The sequence below is a fragment of the Streptomyces sp. NPDC029956 genome (assembly GCF_055574655.1).
On the sequence record NZ_JBVHZJ010000001.1, the window covers coordinates 98,271 to 117,880 of the forward strand.

Below are 19,610 nucleotides of genomic sequence, written 5' to 3' on the forward strand. Positions count from 1 at the left end.
GGCGCTCCGCCGCGCCACACCGCGCCCCTCACCACCCACCACGCACACCGCCGCCCGCGAGGGGAACTCCCCCGCGGGCGGCGGTCGGTGGCGGTGCCGGTGGTGCGCGGGTGAGGGCGCTGGCTCAGTCCTGGAGGGCGATGAGGCTCGCCGGGCGCAGATCGGTCCAGTGCGCCTCCACGTAGGCCAGGCACCCCTCGCGGGTGTCCTCGCCGAAGACGGTCCGCCATCCGGCGGGGACCTCGGCGAAGGAGGGCCACAGCGAGTGCTGGTTCTCGTCGTTGACCAGAACCAGGAAACGGCCCTGCGGGTCCTCGAACGGGTTGGTGCTCATGCGTTCTCACTCCTCTTGTGTGTCACGCCGAACAGCTGGGACAGGGGCTGTTCGGAGTCGTCTGTCACGGTGCGCAGCAGGGTCTGGAGTTCTTCGGCGAGCAGCCGCGCCCTCTCCGCGCCGAGCCGCTCCTCCGCGTGGATCAGGCCGCAGTGCACGGGGCCTTCTCCGCGGGGCTCGTAGAAGCTGAGGGTCAGCTCCGCGCGGGTGGATCCGGTCGGCACGGCGATCAGGTCGCCGACGCCGCCCTCCAGGCGCTCCAGGTCGGCCTGCTCGTGGTGGATCACCATCACCTGGGGGCCCTCGGGTCGCAGGCCGGCCGTGCGGACGACCTCGTCGAAGGGCACGTCCTGGCGGTCGAGGGCGCTCAGCGTGGTCTCCCGTACGCGGGTCAGGAGCTCCGCGAACGAGGGGTCGCCGGCCGTGTCGGTACGCAGCACGACCGTGTTGAAGAAGCAGCCGACGAGGTCGGCGAGCTGGTCGTCGCCGCGGCCGGCGACCATCGTGCCGATGGGCAGGTCGGTGCCCGCCCCGTGGCTGGTGAGCAGGGCGGCGAGGGCCGCGTGCAGCACCATGAACATGCTGGTGCCGGTGGCCTGCGCGAGCCGGTCGACATCCGCGTGCAGTCGTTCGTCGAGCACGAACTCGACGACTCCGGCGGCCCGGCTGCCCCGCTGTGCGGGCACGGAGGCACCGGTCTCCGCCGGCAGGGCCAGCTCGCGTGGAGCCTCGGCGAGCGTCCTTCGCCAGTAGGCCAGTTGGCGTCCGCCCCGGCTGTCGGGGTCGGCCAGGTCCCCGAGGACCTCGCTCGCCCAGCGGGCGTAGTCGCCGTAACTCACGGGGAGCGGCTGCCAGTCGGGCGCCCGCCCGGCGGTCCGTGCCCCGTACGCGGTGGTGAGGTCGCGGAACAGCGGGACCACCGACCACTCGTCGACGGCCAGGTAGTGCAGGGTGAGCAGCACCGCCTGGGCGCCGTCCGCGTCGGTGAGGAGCCGGGCCCGCAGCGGGGCCTCCCGCTCCAGGTCCGGCGCGCCGGCCGCGAGCCCGGTGAGCCGTACGTCGAGGTCGGCGCACTGCTCCACGGCCAGGTCAGGGGCCTCGACGGCCCGGCGGACCAGGGTTCCCTCGCGGTCGGTGAAGGCGGTGCGGAGCGGTTCGTGGCGGGCGGTCACGTCGGCGATCGCCGCGGCGAGCGCGTCGGCGTCCAGGCCGCCGGGTGAGCGCAGGACGAGTGCGTGGTCGAAGCCGGGGGCGCGCCGGTAGGCCTGCCACTGCCAGCGCTGTACGGGCGCCACCGGGGGCTCGGTGCCGTCGGTGGCCGCGGGCTCGGCCGGTCGCAGGGCGGGACGTGCCGCGCTCGCGCCCTCCAGCTTGCCCGCGATGCCGGCGACGGTGAGTGCGTCGAAGACGTCGCGGATGCTCAGCTCGACGCCGAACTCGGCGCGGATGCGGCCCAGGAGGCGCATCGAGGCCATGGAGTGGCCGCCGAGGGCGAAGAAGCTGTCGTGCACGCCGACGGTGTCCAGCTTGAGGATCTCGCAGAACAGCTCCGCGATCCGCGCCTGCGTCTCGGTCGCGGGTGCGGCGTCTCCGGTCATCGCCGACCAGTCGGGCGCGGGCAGCGCCTTGTGGTCCAGCTTGCCGTTCGGGGTGAGCGGCAGCGGGCCGTCGAGCGGTACGACGAGGGCGGGGACCATGTACTCGGGCAGGACAGCGGCGACGTGGGCGCGGAGCTCCTGCGGGTCGAGCGCGGGGGCCGCGCCCGGTTCGGGTACGGCGTAGCCGACGAGGCGGACGATGTCGCCGTCGCGGTCGGGCAGGACTGCGGCCTGGGCCACCGACGGGTGTCCGGCGAGGGCGGCCTCGATCTCGCCCAGTTCGATGCGGAAGCCGCGGATCTTCACCTGGGTGTCGAGCCGGCCGAGGAAGTCCAGGTTGCCGTCGGCGCGCCAGCGGGCCCGGTCGCCGGTGCGGTACATGCGGCTGCCGGGGGCGCCGTACGGGTCGGCGACGAACCGTTGCGCGCTGAGCGCCGCCTGCCCGAGGTAGCCGCGGGCGAGGCCGCGCCCGGCCACGTACAGCTCGCCGATCACGCCCGGCGGGACGGGCCGGAGGTGCTCGTCGAGGACGTAGCAGCGGGTGTTGGGGTCCGGGCGGCCGATGGGCACCCGGCCGGCGGCGCGGCCGCCGTGCTCGCGGGCGGGCCACAGGGTGGAGTTGACGGTCGCCTCGGTGAGCCCGTACGCGCAGATCAGGTCGGCGGTGGCGCCGAAGCGTTCGAAGAGGTCCGGCGGCACGGTCTCGGTGCCGACCAGGACGGTCGACCCTTCGGGCAGCCGGCAGCCGGGCGGGAGGGCCGACACCAGTGACGGCGGCAGGATCATGTGGGTGATCCGCTGGTCTTCGAGGAAGTCGGTGAGGGCGGGTCCGGCGACCCTGGCCTCGTCGGTGATGAGGACGAGCCGTCCGCCGTGGCAGAGGGCCATGGCCAGTTCGAACGCGAAGACGTCGAAGCCGATGGAGGCGAACTGGAGGACCCGGCTGTCGTGTTCCAGGCCCATCCGGTCGACCGCCGTGGCGACCAGACTGGCGATGCCCTCGTGTGGGACGACGACGCCCTTGGGGCGACCGGTCGAGCCGGACGTGTAGATCACGTACGCGGCCTGGTCGAGGCCGGCCGGCCCGCCGGCCGGCGGGGTCGCGGGCAGGGCGTCGAGCTCGGCGGCGACGTCCGGGGCGTCGAGCAGCAGCACCGGAACGCCGTCGACACCGGGGATCTTCCCGGCGACCGGTTCGGTGCCGACCACGACGGCGGCGCCGGAGTTCTCGATCATGTAGCTGAGTCGGTCGCCGGGGTGGACGAGGTCCAGCGGCAGGAACGCGGCCCCGAGCTTCAGGGCGGCGAGGACCGTGGCGATCATGTCGACCGAGCGCGGGACGGCCACGCCGACGACGCTCTCGGCGCCGACGCCGCGGGCGGCGAGCAGCCGGGCGAGGCGGTCGGCGCGGGCGTCGAGCTGCGCGTACGTCACCGAGCGGGACCGCTCGACGACGGCGACGGCGTCGGGGCGCTCGGCCACCCAGCGGGCGAAGAGCACCGGCAGGGTCTCCTCGTCGACCTCGCGGGGCAGCCCGTTGAAGCCCTCGAGGACGAGGCCGTGTTCCTCGTCGGTGAGGATCCCGGCCTCGGACAGCGGCCGGTCGGGGGCTTCGACCAGGAGCGCGACCAGCCTGCCGAGGCGGTCGCCGATGCGTTCGGCGGTCTCCCGGTCGAAGAGTTCGGTGGCGAACTCCAGACGGCAGCCCAGGGAGTCGGCGACGCCGTCGGCCGTGGTGCGCTCGGTGAAACTGAACACCAGGTCGAACTTGGCGGTGCCGATCCGGTGCGGCAGATAGCCGGCCTCGAGTCCCGGCAGCCGCAGGACCTCGTCCGTACGGGCGTGGTAGCCGACCATCACCTGGAACAGGGGGTTCCTGGAGAGGGAGCGGGTCGGGTTGAGCTTCTCCACGACCGACTCGAAGGGCACGTCGGCGTGGGAGAACGCGGCGAGGTCGGTCTCCCGGACCCGGCCGAGGAGTTCGGTGAAGGACGGGTCTCCGCCGAGGTCGGTGCGGAGCACCAGGGTGTTGACGAAGAAGCCGACGAGCTCGTCCAGGGCCTCGTCGCCGCGGCCCGCGATGGGCGCGCCGAGCGGGATGTCGGTGCCGGCGCCGAGCCGGTGGAGCAGGGCGGCCACGGCCGCGTGCGCGACCATGAACATGCTGGCGCCGGTGTCGCGGGCGAGCCGCCGCAGGCCCTCGTGGACGGTGCGGTCGAAGGTGATGTCGAGTTCGGCGCCGGTGAAGGCCGGGCGGGCGGGCCGCGGGCGGTCGGTCGGGAGCTCCAGCTCCTCGGGTGCGCCGGCCAGGGCCGTGCGCCAGTGCTCGAGCTGCCGGGCGGCGAGACTGTCGGGGTCGGCCGGGTCGCCCAGGAGCTTCTGCTGCCAGAGGGCGTAGTCGGCGTACTGGACCGGCAGCGGCTCCCAGTCGGGTGCGGCGCCCGCGAGGCGGGCGGTGTAGGCGGTGGTCAGGTCGCGCAGGAAGGGGCGGTCGGACCACTCGTCGGTGGTGATGTGGTGGAGCAGCAGGACGACGACGTGCTCGTCGGGCGCCACCTCCACGACGGTGGCACGGATCGGCAGCTCGGATGCGAGGTCGAACGGCCGCCGCACGGCGGCGTCCACGATGCCCGGGAGCTCGTCCTCGTCGGCACGCAGATGCTCCACGGCGGGGGCGGCGGTGCCGGCGGGCAGGATCCGCTGGTACGCCTGGCCGTCGCTCTCGCGCTCGGCGAAGAGCGTCCGCAGGGCCTCGTGGCGGTCGGTCACATCGGCGAGGGCGGCGCTCCACGCCGCGCGGTCGAAGGTGCCGCGCAGCCGCATGACCAGGGGGAAGTTGTACGCGGCGGAGGTGCACTCGATCTGCTGGATGACCCACAGGCGCTGCTGGGCGTGCGAGAGGGGCAGTTCTTCGGGGCGCTCGGCCGCGACGAGCGCCGGGCGGGCCGCGCCGCGCGAGGCGGCCGCCCGCTCGACGAGTTCGGCGACGGTCGGTGCCTCGAACAGGTCGCGGATCGCCAGCTCGGCGTCGAGGGCGGTACGGGCCCGGCTGACGAGCCGGGTGGCGAGGAGGGAGTGTCCGCCGAGGTCGAAGAAGTCGCTGTCGATGCCGACGCCGCCCTCGGCCAGGCCGAGGACCTCGGCGAAGAGCCCGCACAGCGTCTCCTCCTGCGGGGTGCGCGGGGCACGGCTCGGACCCGTGCCGGTGAGGTCGGGGGCGGGCAGGGCCTTGACGTCGAGCTTTCCGTTGACGGTCAGCGGCAGCGTGGCGACGGGGACCAGGGCCGACGGGACCATGTAGTCGGGGAGGCGGGCCTTGAGGTGCTCGCGGAGCTCCTTGACGAGGTCGTCGTCCGCGCCTCCGGGCGCCGCGGCGTGGCTGTCCTCCTCCCGTACGACGTAGCCGACGAGGCGCTTCGTACCGGCGGTCTCGTGGACGACGACGGCCGCGTGGGCGACCTCGGGGTGGGCGGAGAGGGCCGTGGAGATCTCGCCGAGTTCGATGCGGTAGCCGCGGATCTTGACCTGGTCGTCGGTGCGGCCGAGGAAGTCGAGCAGTCCGTCGGGGCGCTCGCGGACGAGGTCGCCCGTGCGGTACATGCGCTCGCCGGGCTCGCCGAAGGGGTCGGCCACGAACCGCTCGGCGTTCAGCGCGGCCCGGTCGTGGTAGCCGCGGGCGAGACCGGTGCCGGCGATGTACAGCTCGCCGGGGCAGCCCGGCGGGACGGGACGCAGCATCGTGTCGAGGACATGGGCGCGGGTGTTGCGGATGGGCCGGCCGACGGTCGGGGTGGCGCTCTCGGTGGTGGAGCCGCCGAGGGTGTTGATCGTGTACTCGGTGGGGCCGTAGAGGTTGTAGCCGTACGTGCCCTCGGTGCGGCGCAGCTGCGTCCACACGGTGTCGGAGACGGCCTCGCCGCCGAGCAGGACGAGCGCCGGCCGGTGCTTGCCCGTGGCCTCGTCCTGGTCGAGGAGGCCCTCCTCGATGAGGAGCTGGGCGTAGGTGGGCGTCACGTTGACGACGTCGACCCGGTGCTCGTCGCAGTAGGCGACCAGCGCCTCGGCGTCGCGGCGGAGTTCCTCGTCGCAGACGTGCACCTCGTGGCCCTCGACGAGCCAGAGCAGCTCCTCCCACGACATGTCGAAGGCGAAGGACACGGTGTGCGCGATGCGCAGGCGCCGGCCTCCGGCGGAGGCGATGGCCGGGTCGAAGATCTCCTTCTGGTGGTTGAGCTGCATGTTCGTCAGGCCCCGGTAGGGGGTGACGACGCCCTTGGGGCGGCCGGTGGAGCCGGAGGTGTAGATGACGTACGCCGGGAACTCCAGGCGGTCGGGCACTCCATGGGCGAACGCCGGGCGCTCGGCGTCGGTGATCCCGTCCCCGGACAGCGCGGCGAGCTCGGCGAGCACGGCCTCGTCGTCGAGGAGGACTTCGAGGGCGACGGGGCCGTCCTCGCGCCGCAGCGTCGGGGCGACGGCGGTGGTGGACAGCAGGCAGAGCGGCCCGGTGTCCTCGGCCATGAGTCGCAGCCGGTCGGCGGGGTGGTCGAGGTCGAGCGGGAGGTAGGCGGCGCCGGTCCGCAGGACGGCGAACAGCGCGGCGACCATCTCGATGGACCGGGGCAGCGCGAGGGCCACGACCTTCTCGGGCCCGGCGCCCCGGGCGAGCAGGAGCCGGGCGAGCCGGTTGACGTGCGCGTCGAGTTCGGCGTACGTGAGGGCGCGGTCGCCGAAGACCAGCGCGACCGCGTCCGGGGTCCGGGCGACCTGGGCGGTGAGCATGTCGGCGACGGTCTCGTCCGGCACCGGCTCGCGCCCCGACTCCCGGGCGGTGCGCAGAGCGGCGTTCTCCTCCGGGAGCAGCAGGTCCACGCCGACGGTGCGCGCGGATGCGGCGGTGGGGCCGGCGAGGGCCTCGCCGAGGCGGTCGAGGACCGTCGTGAACCGGGCGAGGATCGTGCCGGCGGCGTCGGCGTCGAAGAGGTCGGGGCGGGCGGCCAGGGTCACCTTCAGGCGGGCGCCGGGGGTGACGATCAGCGTGAGCGGGAAGTGGGTGCCGTCCACGTTCGACACGTCGGTGATGCCGTGGTGTTCGCGCAGGGCGGCGGCACGGTCCTCGCCGTCGGCCGAGCGGAGGACGAAGAGGGTGTCGAAGAGGCGGCGGTGGCCGGACTCCTGCTGGAGGGTGCCCAGGCCCACGTGCTCGTACGGCATGACGGCGGCGCGCTCGGACTGCATGCGGCGCAGCAGGTCGAGGAGGGGCTCGTCGGGGGCGAAGGCGACCCGGGCGGGGATCGTGTTGAGGAACATGCCGATGGTGCCGGCCACGTTCGGTACGTCCGCGGGGCGTCCGGCGACGGCCGTGCCGAAGGCGACGTCGGCGCGGCCCGTCATGGCCGAGAGGACCAGGGCCCAGGCGGCGTTGAGGACGGTGTTCAGGGTGAGTCCGTGCCGACGGGCGACGGTACGGAGCCGGTCGCCGGCCTCCTGGGTGAGGAGGGCGTCGAAGTCCACCGGGATGACCGGTCCGGTGTCGCGCCCGGACGGGGCGAGCAGCGTCGGCTCGTCGAAGCCGGCGAGGGCCGCGCGCCAGGCGTCGAGGGCGGCCGAGGTGTCCTGGGCGGCCAGCCAGGCGAGGTGGTCGCGGTACGAGCCGGGCAGCGGGAGGCCGGTGGGGTCGCCGGCCCGCTCGTACAGCGTGAACAGCTCCTCCAGGAACAGCCAGGCGGACCAGCCGTCCCAGAGGATGAGGTGGTGGGTGACGACGAGCTTGTCGCGGCCGTCGCCGAGGCGGATGAGGAGCAGTCGGCAGAGGGGCGCGGCGGAGAGGTCGAAGCGCTGCCTGCGGTCGGCGGCGAGGAGTTCCTCGGTCCGGGTCCGCTGCTGGTCGGCGGGCAGTCCGGAGAGGTCGGCCTCGACGAGCGGGATCTCGGCGCCGTCCACGATGAACTGGACGGGGCTGGGCAGGCCGTCGCTGGTGAATCCGGCGCGGAGGCCGGTGTTGCGGTCGAGGAGGGTGCGGCAGGCGGCGCGCAGCCGGTCGGCGTCGATCCGGCTGTCGAGGTCCAGGGTCTCCTGGGACTGGTAGACGTCGAGCGCGTCGCCCGCGTCGTAGGTGGCGTGGAAGTACATGCCCTCCTGGAGCGGGGAGAGCGGCCAGATGTCCGCGACGGGCAGCCCGGCGACGGCGTGGACGCGGGCGGTCTCCTCCGGGCTGAGCTCCGGTCCGGCGAGCGGCGCGGGGGCCGGGGGCTCCGGCTGCGCGGGCGGTGCGGCGGCGGTCAGCTGGTCGAGGAGGGCGCGCAGTGCGGGGTCGACGGCGGCGCCGGACTGCTGCTGGAGGGCGAGGACGGTCTGGAGGGCGGCGGCTGCCTGCCCGGCGTCGGAGGCGGAGACGGTCACGCCGTCGGAGTGCACGGGTACCTCGGTGGAGTCGGTGGTCGGGGGTGCCTCGGCTGCCCCGTGAGTGGCTGCGGCCGCGGCGAGGGCGGCGGGGGTGCGGTGCTCGAACACGTCGCGGGGGCTGAGGGTCAGGCCCTGCTCACGCGCCCGCGTGGCGACGCCGACGGAGCTGAGGCTGTCGCCGCCGAGGACGAAGAAGTCGTCGTCGACGCCGGTTCCGGAGACCCCGAGGAACCCGAGGACCTCGTCGAAGATCGTGCAGAGGGCGCGCTCGCGGTCGTCGCGCGGTGCGCGGCCGGCGGCGCGGGGGGCGGTCTCGGGTGCGGGCAGGGCGTTCTGGTCGAGTTTGCCGCTGGGCGTCAGCGGCAGTTCGGGGAGGACGACGACGGCGCTCGGCACCATCGCGGCGGGCAGCGCCTCGGTGAGGGCCGCGTGCAGGGCCTCGGAGGCGGGAGTGGCCCCGGGGGCGGGGACGGCGTAGCCGACGAGGGCTCCTTCGCGGACGATCACGGCCGCGCGGGCGACGCCGGTCAGCGCGGCCAGGGCGGTCTCGATCTCGCCCAGCTCGACGCGGTTGCCGCGGATCTTGACCTGGCGGTCGGTGCGGCCGAGGTACTCGACGGCGCCGTCGGCGCGGCGGCGCACCAGGTCGCCGGTGCGGTACATCCGCTCCCCGGGCGCCCCGAACGGATCGGCGACGAACCGTTCGGCGGTGAGGCCGGGGCGGTCGTGGTAGGCGCGGGCCAGCTGGACGCCGGCGAGGTGGAGCTCACCGGGGACTCCGTCGGGCACCGGGCGCAGGAACGGGTCCAGGACGTGGAGCCGGGTGTTCCAGACGGGCCGGCCGATCGGAACGGCCGGCCCGGTGCCTCCCTCGTAGGGGAAGAAGGTGACGTCGACGGCCGCCTCGGTGGGGCCGTACAGATTGTGCAGCGGTACGGGCGTGCGCCCGGAGCGAGAGGTCAGCTCCCACCAGCGGCGGGCGTCCGCTCCGGTGAGTGCCTCGCCGCTGCAGAACACCCGGCGAAGGCTCGCCGCCCAGTCCGGGGCCTCCGGGGCCGCCTCCATGACCTGGACGAACGCGGCCAGCATGGACGGTACGAAGTGCGTGGTGGTGACGGCCCGTTCGGCGATGAGGCGGGCCAGGTACTCCGGGTCGCGGTGGCCGTCCGGGCGGGCCAGGACGACGGTGGCGCCCTCGGTGATCGCCCAGAAGAACTCCCAGACCGACACGTCGAAGCTGGACGGGGTCTTCTGGAGGACCCGGTCGTCGGCGGTGAGCCCGTACGCGCCCTGCATCCAGGCGAGCCGGTTGACGATGGCGCGGTGGGTGACGGCGACGCCCTTGGGGCGGCCCGTGGAGCCGGAGGTGTAGATGAGGTAGGCGGGGTGGTCCGGGCCGGCGGCCCGCACCGGGGTGTCGGACGCGGCCTCTTCCCGGTCCTCCTCGCCGACGACGAGCAGGTCGAGGTCCGGTACGGCGGGCAGCCGCCCGGCAGCCTCGGCGGTCGTCACCACGAGGCGCGCGCCCGAGTCGGCGAGCATGAACGCCACTCGGTCGGAGGGGTAGTCCAGGTCGACGGGCAGATAGGCGGCGCCGGCCTTGTGGACGCCGAGCAGGGCGACCATCAGTTCGGCCGACCGCGGGACCGCGACGGCCACGTACTGCTCCGGGCCCGCGCCGCGCGCCCGGAGGCGCCGGGCCAGGGCCTCGGCCCGCCGGTCGAGTTCGGCGTAGCCGAGGGTGGTGTCCTCGAAGACGACGGCGGGGGCGTCCGGGGTACGGGCGGCCTGGTCGGCGAAGAGCGAGGCGAGCGTCGCCTCGGGGACGGGGTGGCCGGTGGCGTTGAGCTCGGCGAGGTGCGCGTGCTCACGGGCGGAGAGCAGGTCCGTGCGGGCGACGAGGCGGCCGGGCTCTTCGACCACGGTCCGCAGCAGGGCGGTGAACCGGTTGGCGAGGACGGCCACCGCCACCTGGTCGAGGCGGGTCGCGTCGTGCTTGAGGCGGAGCAGCAGACCGGCGTCGGCGGGCTCGACGACGAGCGCGAGCGGGTAGTGGACGGCGTCGAAGACCTCGGCGCCGGTGATGAGCGGCGCGTCGCCGTCCTGCCCGGCCGGCTGGTCGCCGGTGGGGTGGTTCTCGAACACCACGAGGGTGTCGAAGAGTTCGCCGACGCCGGCGATCCGCTGGATCTCGGCGAGACCGAGGTGCTGGTGGTCGAGGAGGGCGGAGTGCTCGTCCTGGACGCGGCGGAGCAGCTCGGTGAGGGTCTCCTCGGGGCGCAGGGTGACCCGGGCGGGAACGGTGTTGATGAACAGGCCGACGGCGGAGTCGAGTCCGGCGACCTCGGTGGTGCGGCCGGACACGGTGGTGCCGAAGACGACGTCCCGGCCGCCGGTCAGGCCGCCGAGGAGCAGGCCCCAGGTGCCGTGGAGGACGCTGCTCAGGGTCAGGCCCTGGGTCCTGGCGTAGGTGGTCAGCGCGTCGGTGAGGTCGCGCGGGAGGCGGGTGTCGACCTGCTCGGGGCGGGCGGGCGCGTCGGCGTCGTCCGGGGTGGCGAGCTCGGGGAGCCTCGTGGGTTCGGTGAGCCCGGCGAGGGCCAGCCGCCAGGCCTCGCCCGCGGCGTCCCGGTCGCGGCCGGCGAGCCAGGAGAGGTACGGCTCCGGGGCCGCGGCGGCGGGGAGCTCGGCGCCCCGGTAGGCCTCGGTCAGCTCGCGCAGCAGGACGCCGACCGACCAGCCGTCGGCGACGATGTGGTGCAGGGTGAGGAGCAGCCGGTGGCGCGGTCCATCCGTGACGAGGGTGGCGCGCAGGAGGGGCGGCCGGTCGAGGTCGAACTGTTCGGCGCGGTCGGCGCGGAGAATCTCGTCCAGGCCGGTCGTGGCGGTGTCGGCCTCCCGCCAGGGGAGGGTGACCCGGTCCGCCAGCCGCTGGACGACCTCGCCGCCGGGGAGCTGGCGGAAGGAGGCGCGCAGCAGCGGGTGCCGGTCCAGGAGGTGCTGGAGGGCGGCGCGGAGGCGGACGGGGTCGACGGTGTCGGTGAGGTCGAGGAGTTCCTGGACGAAGTAGAGGTCGGCGGCCTCCCGGTCGAACTCCGCGTGGAAGAAGAAACCTTCCTGGAGCGGGGAGACGGGCAGGGCGTCGGCGTCGAGGACGACCTCGGGGCGGGCCGGGGCGGCGGGGGTCTCCCCGGCGGTCCTGGCCAGGGCCGCGACGGTCCGACTCCGGAACACGTCACGCGGGGTGAGGGCGAGGCCGGCCTCGCGGGCACGGTTCACCAGCTGGATGGCGACGATGCTGTCGCCGCCCAGCTCGAAGAAGCTGTCGTGGACCCCCACCGTGGGCAGCCCGAGGACCTCGGCGAACAGCGCGGCCAGGGCGCTCTCGGCCGGTGTGGTCGGGGTGTCGGTGCCGGTCAGGGACGTCCAGCGGGGCTCGGGCAGGGCCTTCGCGTCGAGCTTCCCGTTGGGGGTGAGCGGGAGCGGGCCGTCGAGGACGACGACTGCGGACGGCACCATGGGGTCGGGCAGGGCGTCGGTCACGCGCGCGCGTGCGTCCGTCACCGCCGTCTCGGTGCCCGGGTCCGCGTGCTCGCCCTCCGGGACGAGGTAGGCGACGAGCCGCTTCACACCCCGGTGGTCCTCGCGGGCGAGGACGGCGGCCTGGGCGATGCCCTCGCAGGCCATGAAGGCGCTCTCGACCTCGCCGGGCTCGACGCGGTGGCCGCGGATCTTGATCTGGCCGTCCGCGCGGCCGAGGAACTCCAGGTTGCCGTCGGCGCCCCAGCGGACCCGGTCGCCCGTGCGGTACATGCGGGTGCCGGGCGGCCCGTACGGGTCGGCGACGAACCGCTCCGAGGTCAGCGCGTGGCGGCCCAGGTATCCGCGTGCGAGGCCGCGCCCGGAGACGTACAGCTCGCCCTCCGTGCCGACGGGGACGGGCCGCAGCGCCGTGTCGAGGACGTAGGCGCGGGTGTTGGGGTCGGGCTCGCCGATGGGGGCGGGGCCGGGACGGTCGGGGTCGGCGAGCCAGAGGGTGGAGTTGACCGTCGCCTCGGTGAGTCCGTAGGCGACGACGACCCGGAGCCTTCCGCCCCAGCGGGCGATCAGCTCGCTGGGGACCGCTTCCGTGCCGACGATCAGGACCGCGCCCTGCGGGAGTTCGCACTCCTGCGGCAGCGCGGAGACGAGCGAGGGCGGCAGGATCATGTGGGTGGCGCGGTGGCGGGCGATGTACTCGGTGAGCGCGGGGCCCGCGACGCGGCGCTCGGCGGGGACGACGATGATCCGTCCGCCGACGCAGAGCGACATGATCAGGTCCCAGACCGTCACGTCGAAGCCGACGGAGGCGAACTGGACGACCCGGCTCCCGGCGGTGATGCCGATCCGTTCGGTGGCGGTGGCGATCAGGCTGCCGACGCCGTCGTGCGAGACGACGACGCCCTTGGGGCGGCCCGTCGAGCCGGAGGTGTAGATGACGTAGGCCGCCTGGTCGAGGGCGACCGGCGGGCCGGGGTCGGGGTCGGTCGCGCCGGCGAGGGCGTCGACGGTGGCCGGGTCGTCGAGCAGCAGATGGGTGACACCGGCCGTGTCCGGGAGCTCGCCGACGAGTTCGCCGACGGTGACGACGGTGCGCGCCCCGGCGTCGGACAGCATGTAGGCGATGCGGTCCTGCGGGTGGTCGGCGTCCAGCGGCAGATAGGCGGCGCCGGCCTTCATCACGGCGAGCAGGGCCACCACGAGCTCCGGCGAGCGGGGCAGGGCCACGCCCACCACGTCCTCCGCGCCGACGCCCCGGGAGCGGAGGAGCCGGGCGAGCCGGTCGGCGGCCTCGTCGAGTGCGGCGTACGTCAGTTCGCGGTCCTCGCAGACGAGCGCGACGGACTGGGGGGTGCGGCGGACCTGGGCCTCGAAGGCGGCGGGCCAGGACAGCTCGGGCGACGGGCAGGGTGCGGCGCCGAACTCCTCCAGAAGGAGCACGCGTTCGCTGTCGGAGGTCAGCTCGATCCGGCCGACGGGGAGGTCGAGGTCGCCGGCGAAGGTGTGGAGGAGCGCGAGGAAGCGCCGCTCGTGGTCGGCGAGGGTGGCCTCGTCGCAGACGTCGGCGTCCGCGTCGAGGTGGAGGGCGTGGCCCTCGCCGCCCGCGCACTCGGCGAAGCTGAACGCGAGGTCGCTGACCGGACCGAGCCAGACGGGCCGCAGTTCGGTCGCGTGGCCGTCGAAGTCCAGGTCCTCGGAGCGCGGCAGGACGTTGACGGTGGGGCCGACGAGCTCGGGTACGCCGTCGACGAGGCCGAGTTCCCTGGCGAGGTCCTCGGCGCGGTAGCGGCCGTGGGCGACGGCGTCGCGCACGGTCTCGCGGACCTGGGCGACGAGGGCGCCGCCGGTGGTGCCGGGGCGGACGTCGAGGCGCAGCGGGACGATGTTGGACACCATGCCGGGGACGCGGGCGGAGACCTCGTCCTCGCGGGCGGCGATGGGCAGGCCGAGGACGAGGTCCTGCTCGCCGCTCACGCGGTGCAGGTAGGCGGCGACGGCGGCGAGCAGGAGCCGGGAGGCTCGGACGCCGCCGGTCGCGGCGGCGGTGTTCAGCCGCTCGACGGTCTCCGGGGGCAGTTCGGCGGTGCGGCGCAGCCGTCGGGTCATGGGGCCGGCGGCCCGGTCGACGAGCCGTACGGGCTCGGTCCGTCCGGCCAGCTTCTCCAGCCACCAGGCGCGGTCGGCGGCGTGCCGTTCGGAGGCGCGGTAGGCGCGGTCGGCGGCGACGAGGTCGGCGAGGGACCAGTCGCGGCGCGCGGGCACCTCATCGGCGGAGGTGCCCGCGGAGGTGCCCGTGGGGGTGCCCGCAGGGGTGCCCGCAGGGGTGCCCGTGGGGGTGCCCGCAGGGGTGCCCGTGGGGGTGCCCGCAGGGGTGCCCGCAGGGGTGCCCGTGGGGGTGCCCGCAGGGGTGCCCGTGGGGGTGCCCGCAGGGGTGCCCGCGGAGGTGTAGTACTCGCCGGCGCGGCGGGTGATGAGGGCGACGGCCATGCCGTCCGCCACGATGTGGTGGTAGCGCTGCACCCAGAGGACCTGGTCGTCGGCGAGCCGCAGCAGGGCGTGGGCGAAGAGGGTGTCATGGGTGAGGTCGACGGGCCGCTCGCGGTCGGCGGCCGTCCACGCGGCGGCGGCCGCCTCGGGGTCCGCGGCGGCGCGCAGGTCGACGACGGTGATGTCGACGGCGGCGGGACGGGGCGTCTGACGCGGCCCGTCCTGGCCGGGGGTGACCCGTACGTGCAGACACTCGGCCTCTTCGACGGCCTGGCGGACGGCCGCGGTCAGCCGGTCGAGGTCGGTGGCACCGCGGAGGTGCAGCGCGAAGACGATGTTGTAGGCGGAGCTGTCCGGTTCGATCTGCTGGGCCAGCCAGATGCCGGATTGCCCGCCGGTGACGGGGAGGCCGGAGGGGGTGTTCCGGTCCGACGACTCGACGTCAAACATCGTACGAAGTGGCCTTTCCCTGGAGGTGCGTGGCAGACGGTGACGGCACAAGCGCCGACGGCGTGGCGAGAGTTCCGCCACGCCGTCGGTCGGGTCAGCTGTTGGCTGGTGGCACGTCAGCTGGTGTGTGTCACTTGACGGCCGCGAGGAGCGGCTCGATCTGGTCGATGGCGTACGGGATCGACAGAACGGTGTTGAAGGAGAACGCGGCGCCGATGTCCGGGTCCTGGTACGGCACGAACAGGTCGCGCTTCTCCTGGTTGACCTTCAGCTTCTTGTAGAGCGGCTCGGCCTTGATCCGGTCGTTGGCCTCGGTGCTCGAGGTGACCCAGACGAGGCGGTCGACGTCGAGGACGTTGAGCTTCTCCGCGCTGAGCTCGGCGACGTTGAAGCCCGGCTTGGACAGCGTGTCGATCTCCGGCTTGAGCTTGAAGCCCAGCTCCTGGAAGAAGATCGACTTGGGGTCGATCCTGGTGAACGCCGAGTACTTGCCGGCCTCGAAGCTGTCGGCGACGGCGAGCGTCTTGGTGGCCCACTCGGGGTGCTTCTCGCGGGCGGCCTTGAAGCGGGCGTCGATGTCCGAGATCAGCTTGGCGGCCTCGGCGTCCTTGCCCAGCGACTTGCCGATCTGCTGGGTCATCAGCTGCCAGGGGGCACCGTAGTCCGGGTGGTCCTTGGGCTGGGCGACGACCTTGGTGAACTTGGAGAGCGTGTCGTACTGCTCCTTCTTCATCCCCGAGTACTGGGCGATCACGAGGTCGGGCTTGAGGGCCGCGATCTTCTCGATGTTGTACTCGTCGCGCTCACCGACGATCTCGGGGGTGTTCGTTCCCCACTTGTCCTTGGTCCAGGGCCACTTGCCGTACGGCTTCTCCTTGAACCAGTCGACCGAGCCGGCGGGCGTGACGCCGAGCGCGAGCACCGCGTCCTGGTCGGAGAGACCGAGGGTGACGATCGTCTTCGGTTCCTTGTCGATGGTCGTGGAGCCGTACTTGTGCTCGACCGTGACGGGGAACGCGGCGGGCTTGGCTCCGCCGTCGGCGGCGGCCGAAGTGGTGGAGGGGGACGGCGAGTCGGACTTCTCGGTCCCGCCGCCACAGGCGGAGAGGGCGAGAGCCGCCACGGCGAGAACGGCGACGCGGGGAGCGGATCTGGCGAACCGCGCCAGAGCGGGACGTGCACCAGCGGACACGGACGTTCCTTTCGGGGATTCACAGTGCCGCCACGCCCGCCGGGGCACGGTGTGCCGTGCGACGGGAGCGGCGATCGACGCGTGGGGGGTGGGGCGGTGTGGCGCTAGCGCGCCGTACCCACGCCGTCGACCACGGACCTGACCTCGTCGGCGGAGGGCGGTGCGGGGACGGAGGCGGAGGGGGCAGCCGGAGCGGGGGCCCGGTCGAGGACCGAGTCGAGGATCTCGCCGACCCTGATCGCGGTGTTGGAGAGCAGCGACGAGGTGATGCCGTGGGTGTGCTCGGTGCCGCCCTGGAGGTAGATCCCGCAGCGCAGTTCGGGGTCGGTGGCCAGACGGTAGTCCCGCTCGACGCGGACCCGACCCTGGTCGTCGCGGTGGCAGCGGTCGCCGACCGGGCCGAGGAGACCGAGGGGCTCGGCGGGCGTGTACCCCGTGGCGTAGACGACGACGTCGGCCTCGAGCACGGACTCCTCGCCGGTGACGAGCGAGGTGACGAAGGCGCGGACCTTGTCCGGGCCGTCCTCGACGCCGGTGAGCCGGGAGATGTTGATGAAGCGCAGTCGCTCGGTGCCGAGGACCTTCTCCTGGTAGGCCTGCCGGTACAGGTCGTCGATGAGGTCGATGTCCACCACGGAGTAGTTGGTGTTCCCGTGATAGTCCATCAGCTTGCGCTTGATGTCGTCGGGAGCCGTGAAGTACTCGTCGACGGCGTCGGGGTCGAAGATCCGGTTGGCGAAGGCGCTGTCGTCGGCGGGGCTGTAGCCGTACCGCGAGAAGACGGCGCAGATCTCGGCGTCGGGGAAGCGGCGGTGCAGATAGGCCACGTTCTCGGCGGCGCTCTGGCCGGCGCCGACGACGACGATCCGCTCGGGGCTCGTGCCCTCCAGGCCCTCGACCTTGCGGAGCAGGTCGGAGTTGTGCCAGACGCGGTCGCTGCGCTCGACGCCCTCGGGCATCTTCGGGCGAAGTCCCGTGCCGAGCACGAGGTTTCGGGCGCGGTGGACGACCAGCTCGTCCCCGGCGCGGGCGGTCACGTCGAGGTACTCGACGACGCCGTCCCGCTCGACCGGTTCCACCGAGACGATCTCGTGCCCGTAGGAGACCATGTCGTCGACCTTGGACGCGGCCCACTCGAAGTAGTCGTGGAACTCGACGCGCAGGGGGAAGAGGTTCTTGTGGTTGACGAAGTCGATCAGCCGGCCCTTGCTCTGCAGGTAGCAGAGGAAGCTGTACTCGCTGGTCGGGTTCCGCAGCGTCACCAGGTCCTTGAGGAAGGACACCTGCATGGTCGCGTCGTCGATCAGCATGCCGCGGTGCCAGCCGAACTGCGGCTGACGCTCGAAGAAGTGGGCGGTGACCGCTTCCTCTCTTCCGACGCGTGCGTTGTGCTCGCTGAGCGCTATCGCCATGGCCACATTGGACGGCCCGAAGCCGATGCCTATGAGGTCGTGGACCAGAGGTGCGTCACCAGGAGAACCCTGCGACATGTCACTCCCATCGTGCGGGAAAGAAGCTGGGGAACGGGGCATCGAGCACACCGGTGTTCACCGGCAGCCCCACATAACTTAGGTAAAGCTAACCTGATTAAGCGCGACTGTCGACGGGATGAAACGGACATGCAGCGAGGGTTGCCCATGAACGACCGCACAAATCAAGCCAGTTGCACTGTTAGGTAAGCCTTGCTTTACTTGCTGACGGTCAATCGCTCTCCTGAGGAGGAACCCCATATGCGGGTCGTCATGTTCGGCTATCAGACCTGGGGCCACCGCACCCTCCAAGCGCTCCTGGACTCCGAACACGACGTGGTGCTCGTCGTGACGCACCCCAAGAGCGAGCACGCCTACGAGAAGATCTGGAGCGACTCGGTCGCCGACCTGGCGGAGGAGCACGGCGTCCCGGTCGTGATCCGCAACAGGCCTGACGACGAGGAGCTGTTCGCGCGCCTCAAGGAGGCGGACCCGGACATCATCGTCGCCAACAACTGGCGTACGTGGATCCCGCCGCACATCTACAACCTGCCCCGCCACGGCACGCTGAACATCCACGACTCGCTGCTGCCCAAGTACGCCGGCTTCTCGCCGCTCATCTGGGCCCTCGTCAACGGCGAGTCCGAAGTCGGCGTCACCGCCCACATGATGGACGAGGTGCTCGACGCCGGCGACATCGTGCAGCAGCACGCCGTCCCCGTCGGGCCGAAGGACACCACGACCGACCTCTTCCACAAGACGGTCGACCTCATCGCCCCGGTCACCATCGGCGCCCTCGACCAGATCGCCTCCGGGCAGGCCGAGTTCACCCGGCAGGACCGCTCCCAGGCCAGCTTCTTCCACAAGCGGGCCGAGGAGGACATCCGGATCGACTGGAACTGGCCGGCCGACGCCCTGGAGCGGCTCGTCCGCGCCCAGTCCGCGCCCTACCCCAGCGCCTTCACCTTCCACCGGGGCAAGCGGCTCGAAGTCCTCTCCGCGGTCGTCTCCGAGGGCCGGTACGGCGGCACCCCCGGACGCATCTTCTACCGCGAGGGCGAGGGTGTCGTGATCGTCGCCGGCGCCGATGCCCGCACCGGCCGCAACCACGGCCTGGCCATCACCCGCGTCCGGACGGAGGACGGCCGCGAACTCCCCGCGACCGAGTACTTCACCTCCATGGGCGGCTACCTTGTCGCCCGTCCCTGACGGCATGGGCTCCGAGCACGTCGACGGGGGTCGCCGGTCCCGCCCGAGCCGCATCGCGGCCCCCGTGTCAGATCTCGGTAGGTTAACCCAACCTATCGGCCAGGCCCGGCGGTTGGTGACCGACCGCGCGGACAGTGAGGCACAGCGATGGAACAGCCGATCGTCAACGGTGTGGCGTGCGACGCCTCGGGGGCGACGTTCGCCGTCGTCGGCATATCGACCATGCCGACCGACTGGGCGAAGGTCTTCAGCTCCCTCGCCAACGCCGACCTGACGCTCGACGCGGCCACGGGCCGCAGCGTCGGCGAACAGACCCTGCTGCGCGCCGTCGCCGAGGCGGCCGCCACCGGCACGGAACACGACGACACCCCCGCGGTCACCATCCCTCCGCCCTCCATGAGCATGACTCCCCCCAGCGTCCTGAACCTCAACGCGTACCTCATGTACGCGCTCGGCAAGGTCGCGCGCCGGAGGCTCACGGAGCGGCTGGAGGCCCGTGGGCTGCGGCTGTGGCACCTCACCGTGATGACCCTGCTGGCGGACCTCGGCCCGCAGATGAAGACGGCCCTCGCGTCGCGGCTCGACATGAACGCCAGCGATCTGGTGAAGATCGTCAACGACCTCGACCGCATCGGGCAGGTGGACTGCGTCCGCGACAGGACGGACCGGCGCCGTGTCGTCGTCCAGCTCACCCCGGAGGGCCGGACCTACCTCGCCGGCCTCAGCGCGGAGATCGCCTCCGCGGACGACGAGATCCTGGCCCCGCTCGACGCGGCGGAACGCGAGCAGCTCGGCTCCCTGCTGCGCCGCGTGCACGGCCACCTCGAACGGCCCCCGGGCGGTGCGGCGCGCGGGCGCGGCTACGCTCCGCCGGCTCCGCGCACCGGGTCCTGACCACCCGCCGGATCCACCACGACGACCGGTGCCCC

At 73.1% G+C, this 19,610-nt stretch carries 6 protein-coding genes; 2 read left to right on the forward strand and 4 right to left on the reverse strand.

Annotated features, from left to right (window positions below; genetic code table 11):
* Positions 1–124 precede the first annotated feature (124 nt).
* The 4 genes from ACZ4XX_RS00390 to ACZ4XX_RS00405 all read right to left on the reverse strand — a co-directional run bounded on the left by ACZ4XX_RS00390 (position 125) and on the right by ACZ4XX_RS00405 (position 17,493).
* On the reverse strand, positions 125–334 hold the full coding sequence (locus tag ACZ4XX_RS00390) for an MbtH family protein (RefSeq protein ID WP_073904918.1): 210 nt from the start codon (positions 332–334) through the stop codon (positions 125–127).
* Complete coding sequence (locus ACZ4XX_RS00395) at positions 331–14,811, reverse strand: amino acid adenylation domain-containing protein (RefSeq protein WP_468505766.1); 14,481 nt, start codon at positions 14,809–14,811, stop codon at positions 331–333. The genes ACZ4XX_RS00390 and ACZ4XX_RS00395 overlap by 4 nt, the downstream gene beginning before the upstream one ends.
* Positions 14,812–14,941: 130 nt before the next feature.
* On the reverse strand, positions 14,942–16,003 hold the full coding sequence (locus ACZ4XX_RS00400; RefSeq protein WP_468505767.1) for an iron-siderophore ABC transporter substrate-binding protein: 1,062 nt from the start codon (positions 16,001–16,003) through the stop codon (positions 14,942–14,944).
* A 104-nt stretch (positions 16,004–16,107) separates the two neighbouring features.
* Complete coding sequence (locus ACZ4XX_RS00405) at positions 16,108–17,493, reverse strand: lysine N(6)-hydroxylase/L-ornithine N(5)-oxygenase family protein (RefSeq protein ID WP_468505768.1); 1,386 nt, start codon at positions 17,491–17,493, stop codon at positions 16,108–16,110.
* 240 nt (positions 17,494–17,733) lie between these two features.
* Here ACZ4XX_RS00405 and ACZ4XX_RS00410 point away from each other — a divergent pair, with 240 nt between their 5' ends.
* Positions 17,734–18,681 (forward strand): methionyl-tRNA formyltransferase, encoded by a 948-nt coding sequence (locus tag ACZ4XX_RS00410; protein WP_468505769.1) that lies wholly within the window; start codon positions 17,734–17,736, stop codon positions 18,679–18,681.
* 147 nt (positions 18,682–18,828) lie between these two features.
* A complete protein-coding gene (locus ACZ4XX_RS00415) occupies positions 18,829–19,575 on the forward strand; it encodes a MarR family winged helix-turn-helix transcriptional regulator (RefSeq protein WP_468505770.1) in 747 nt (248 codons plus the stop codon).
* Positions 19,576–19,610 lie beyond the last annotated feature (35 nt).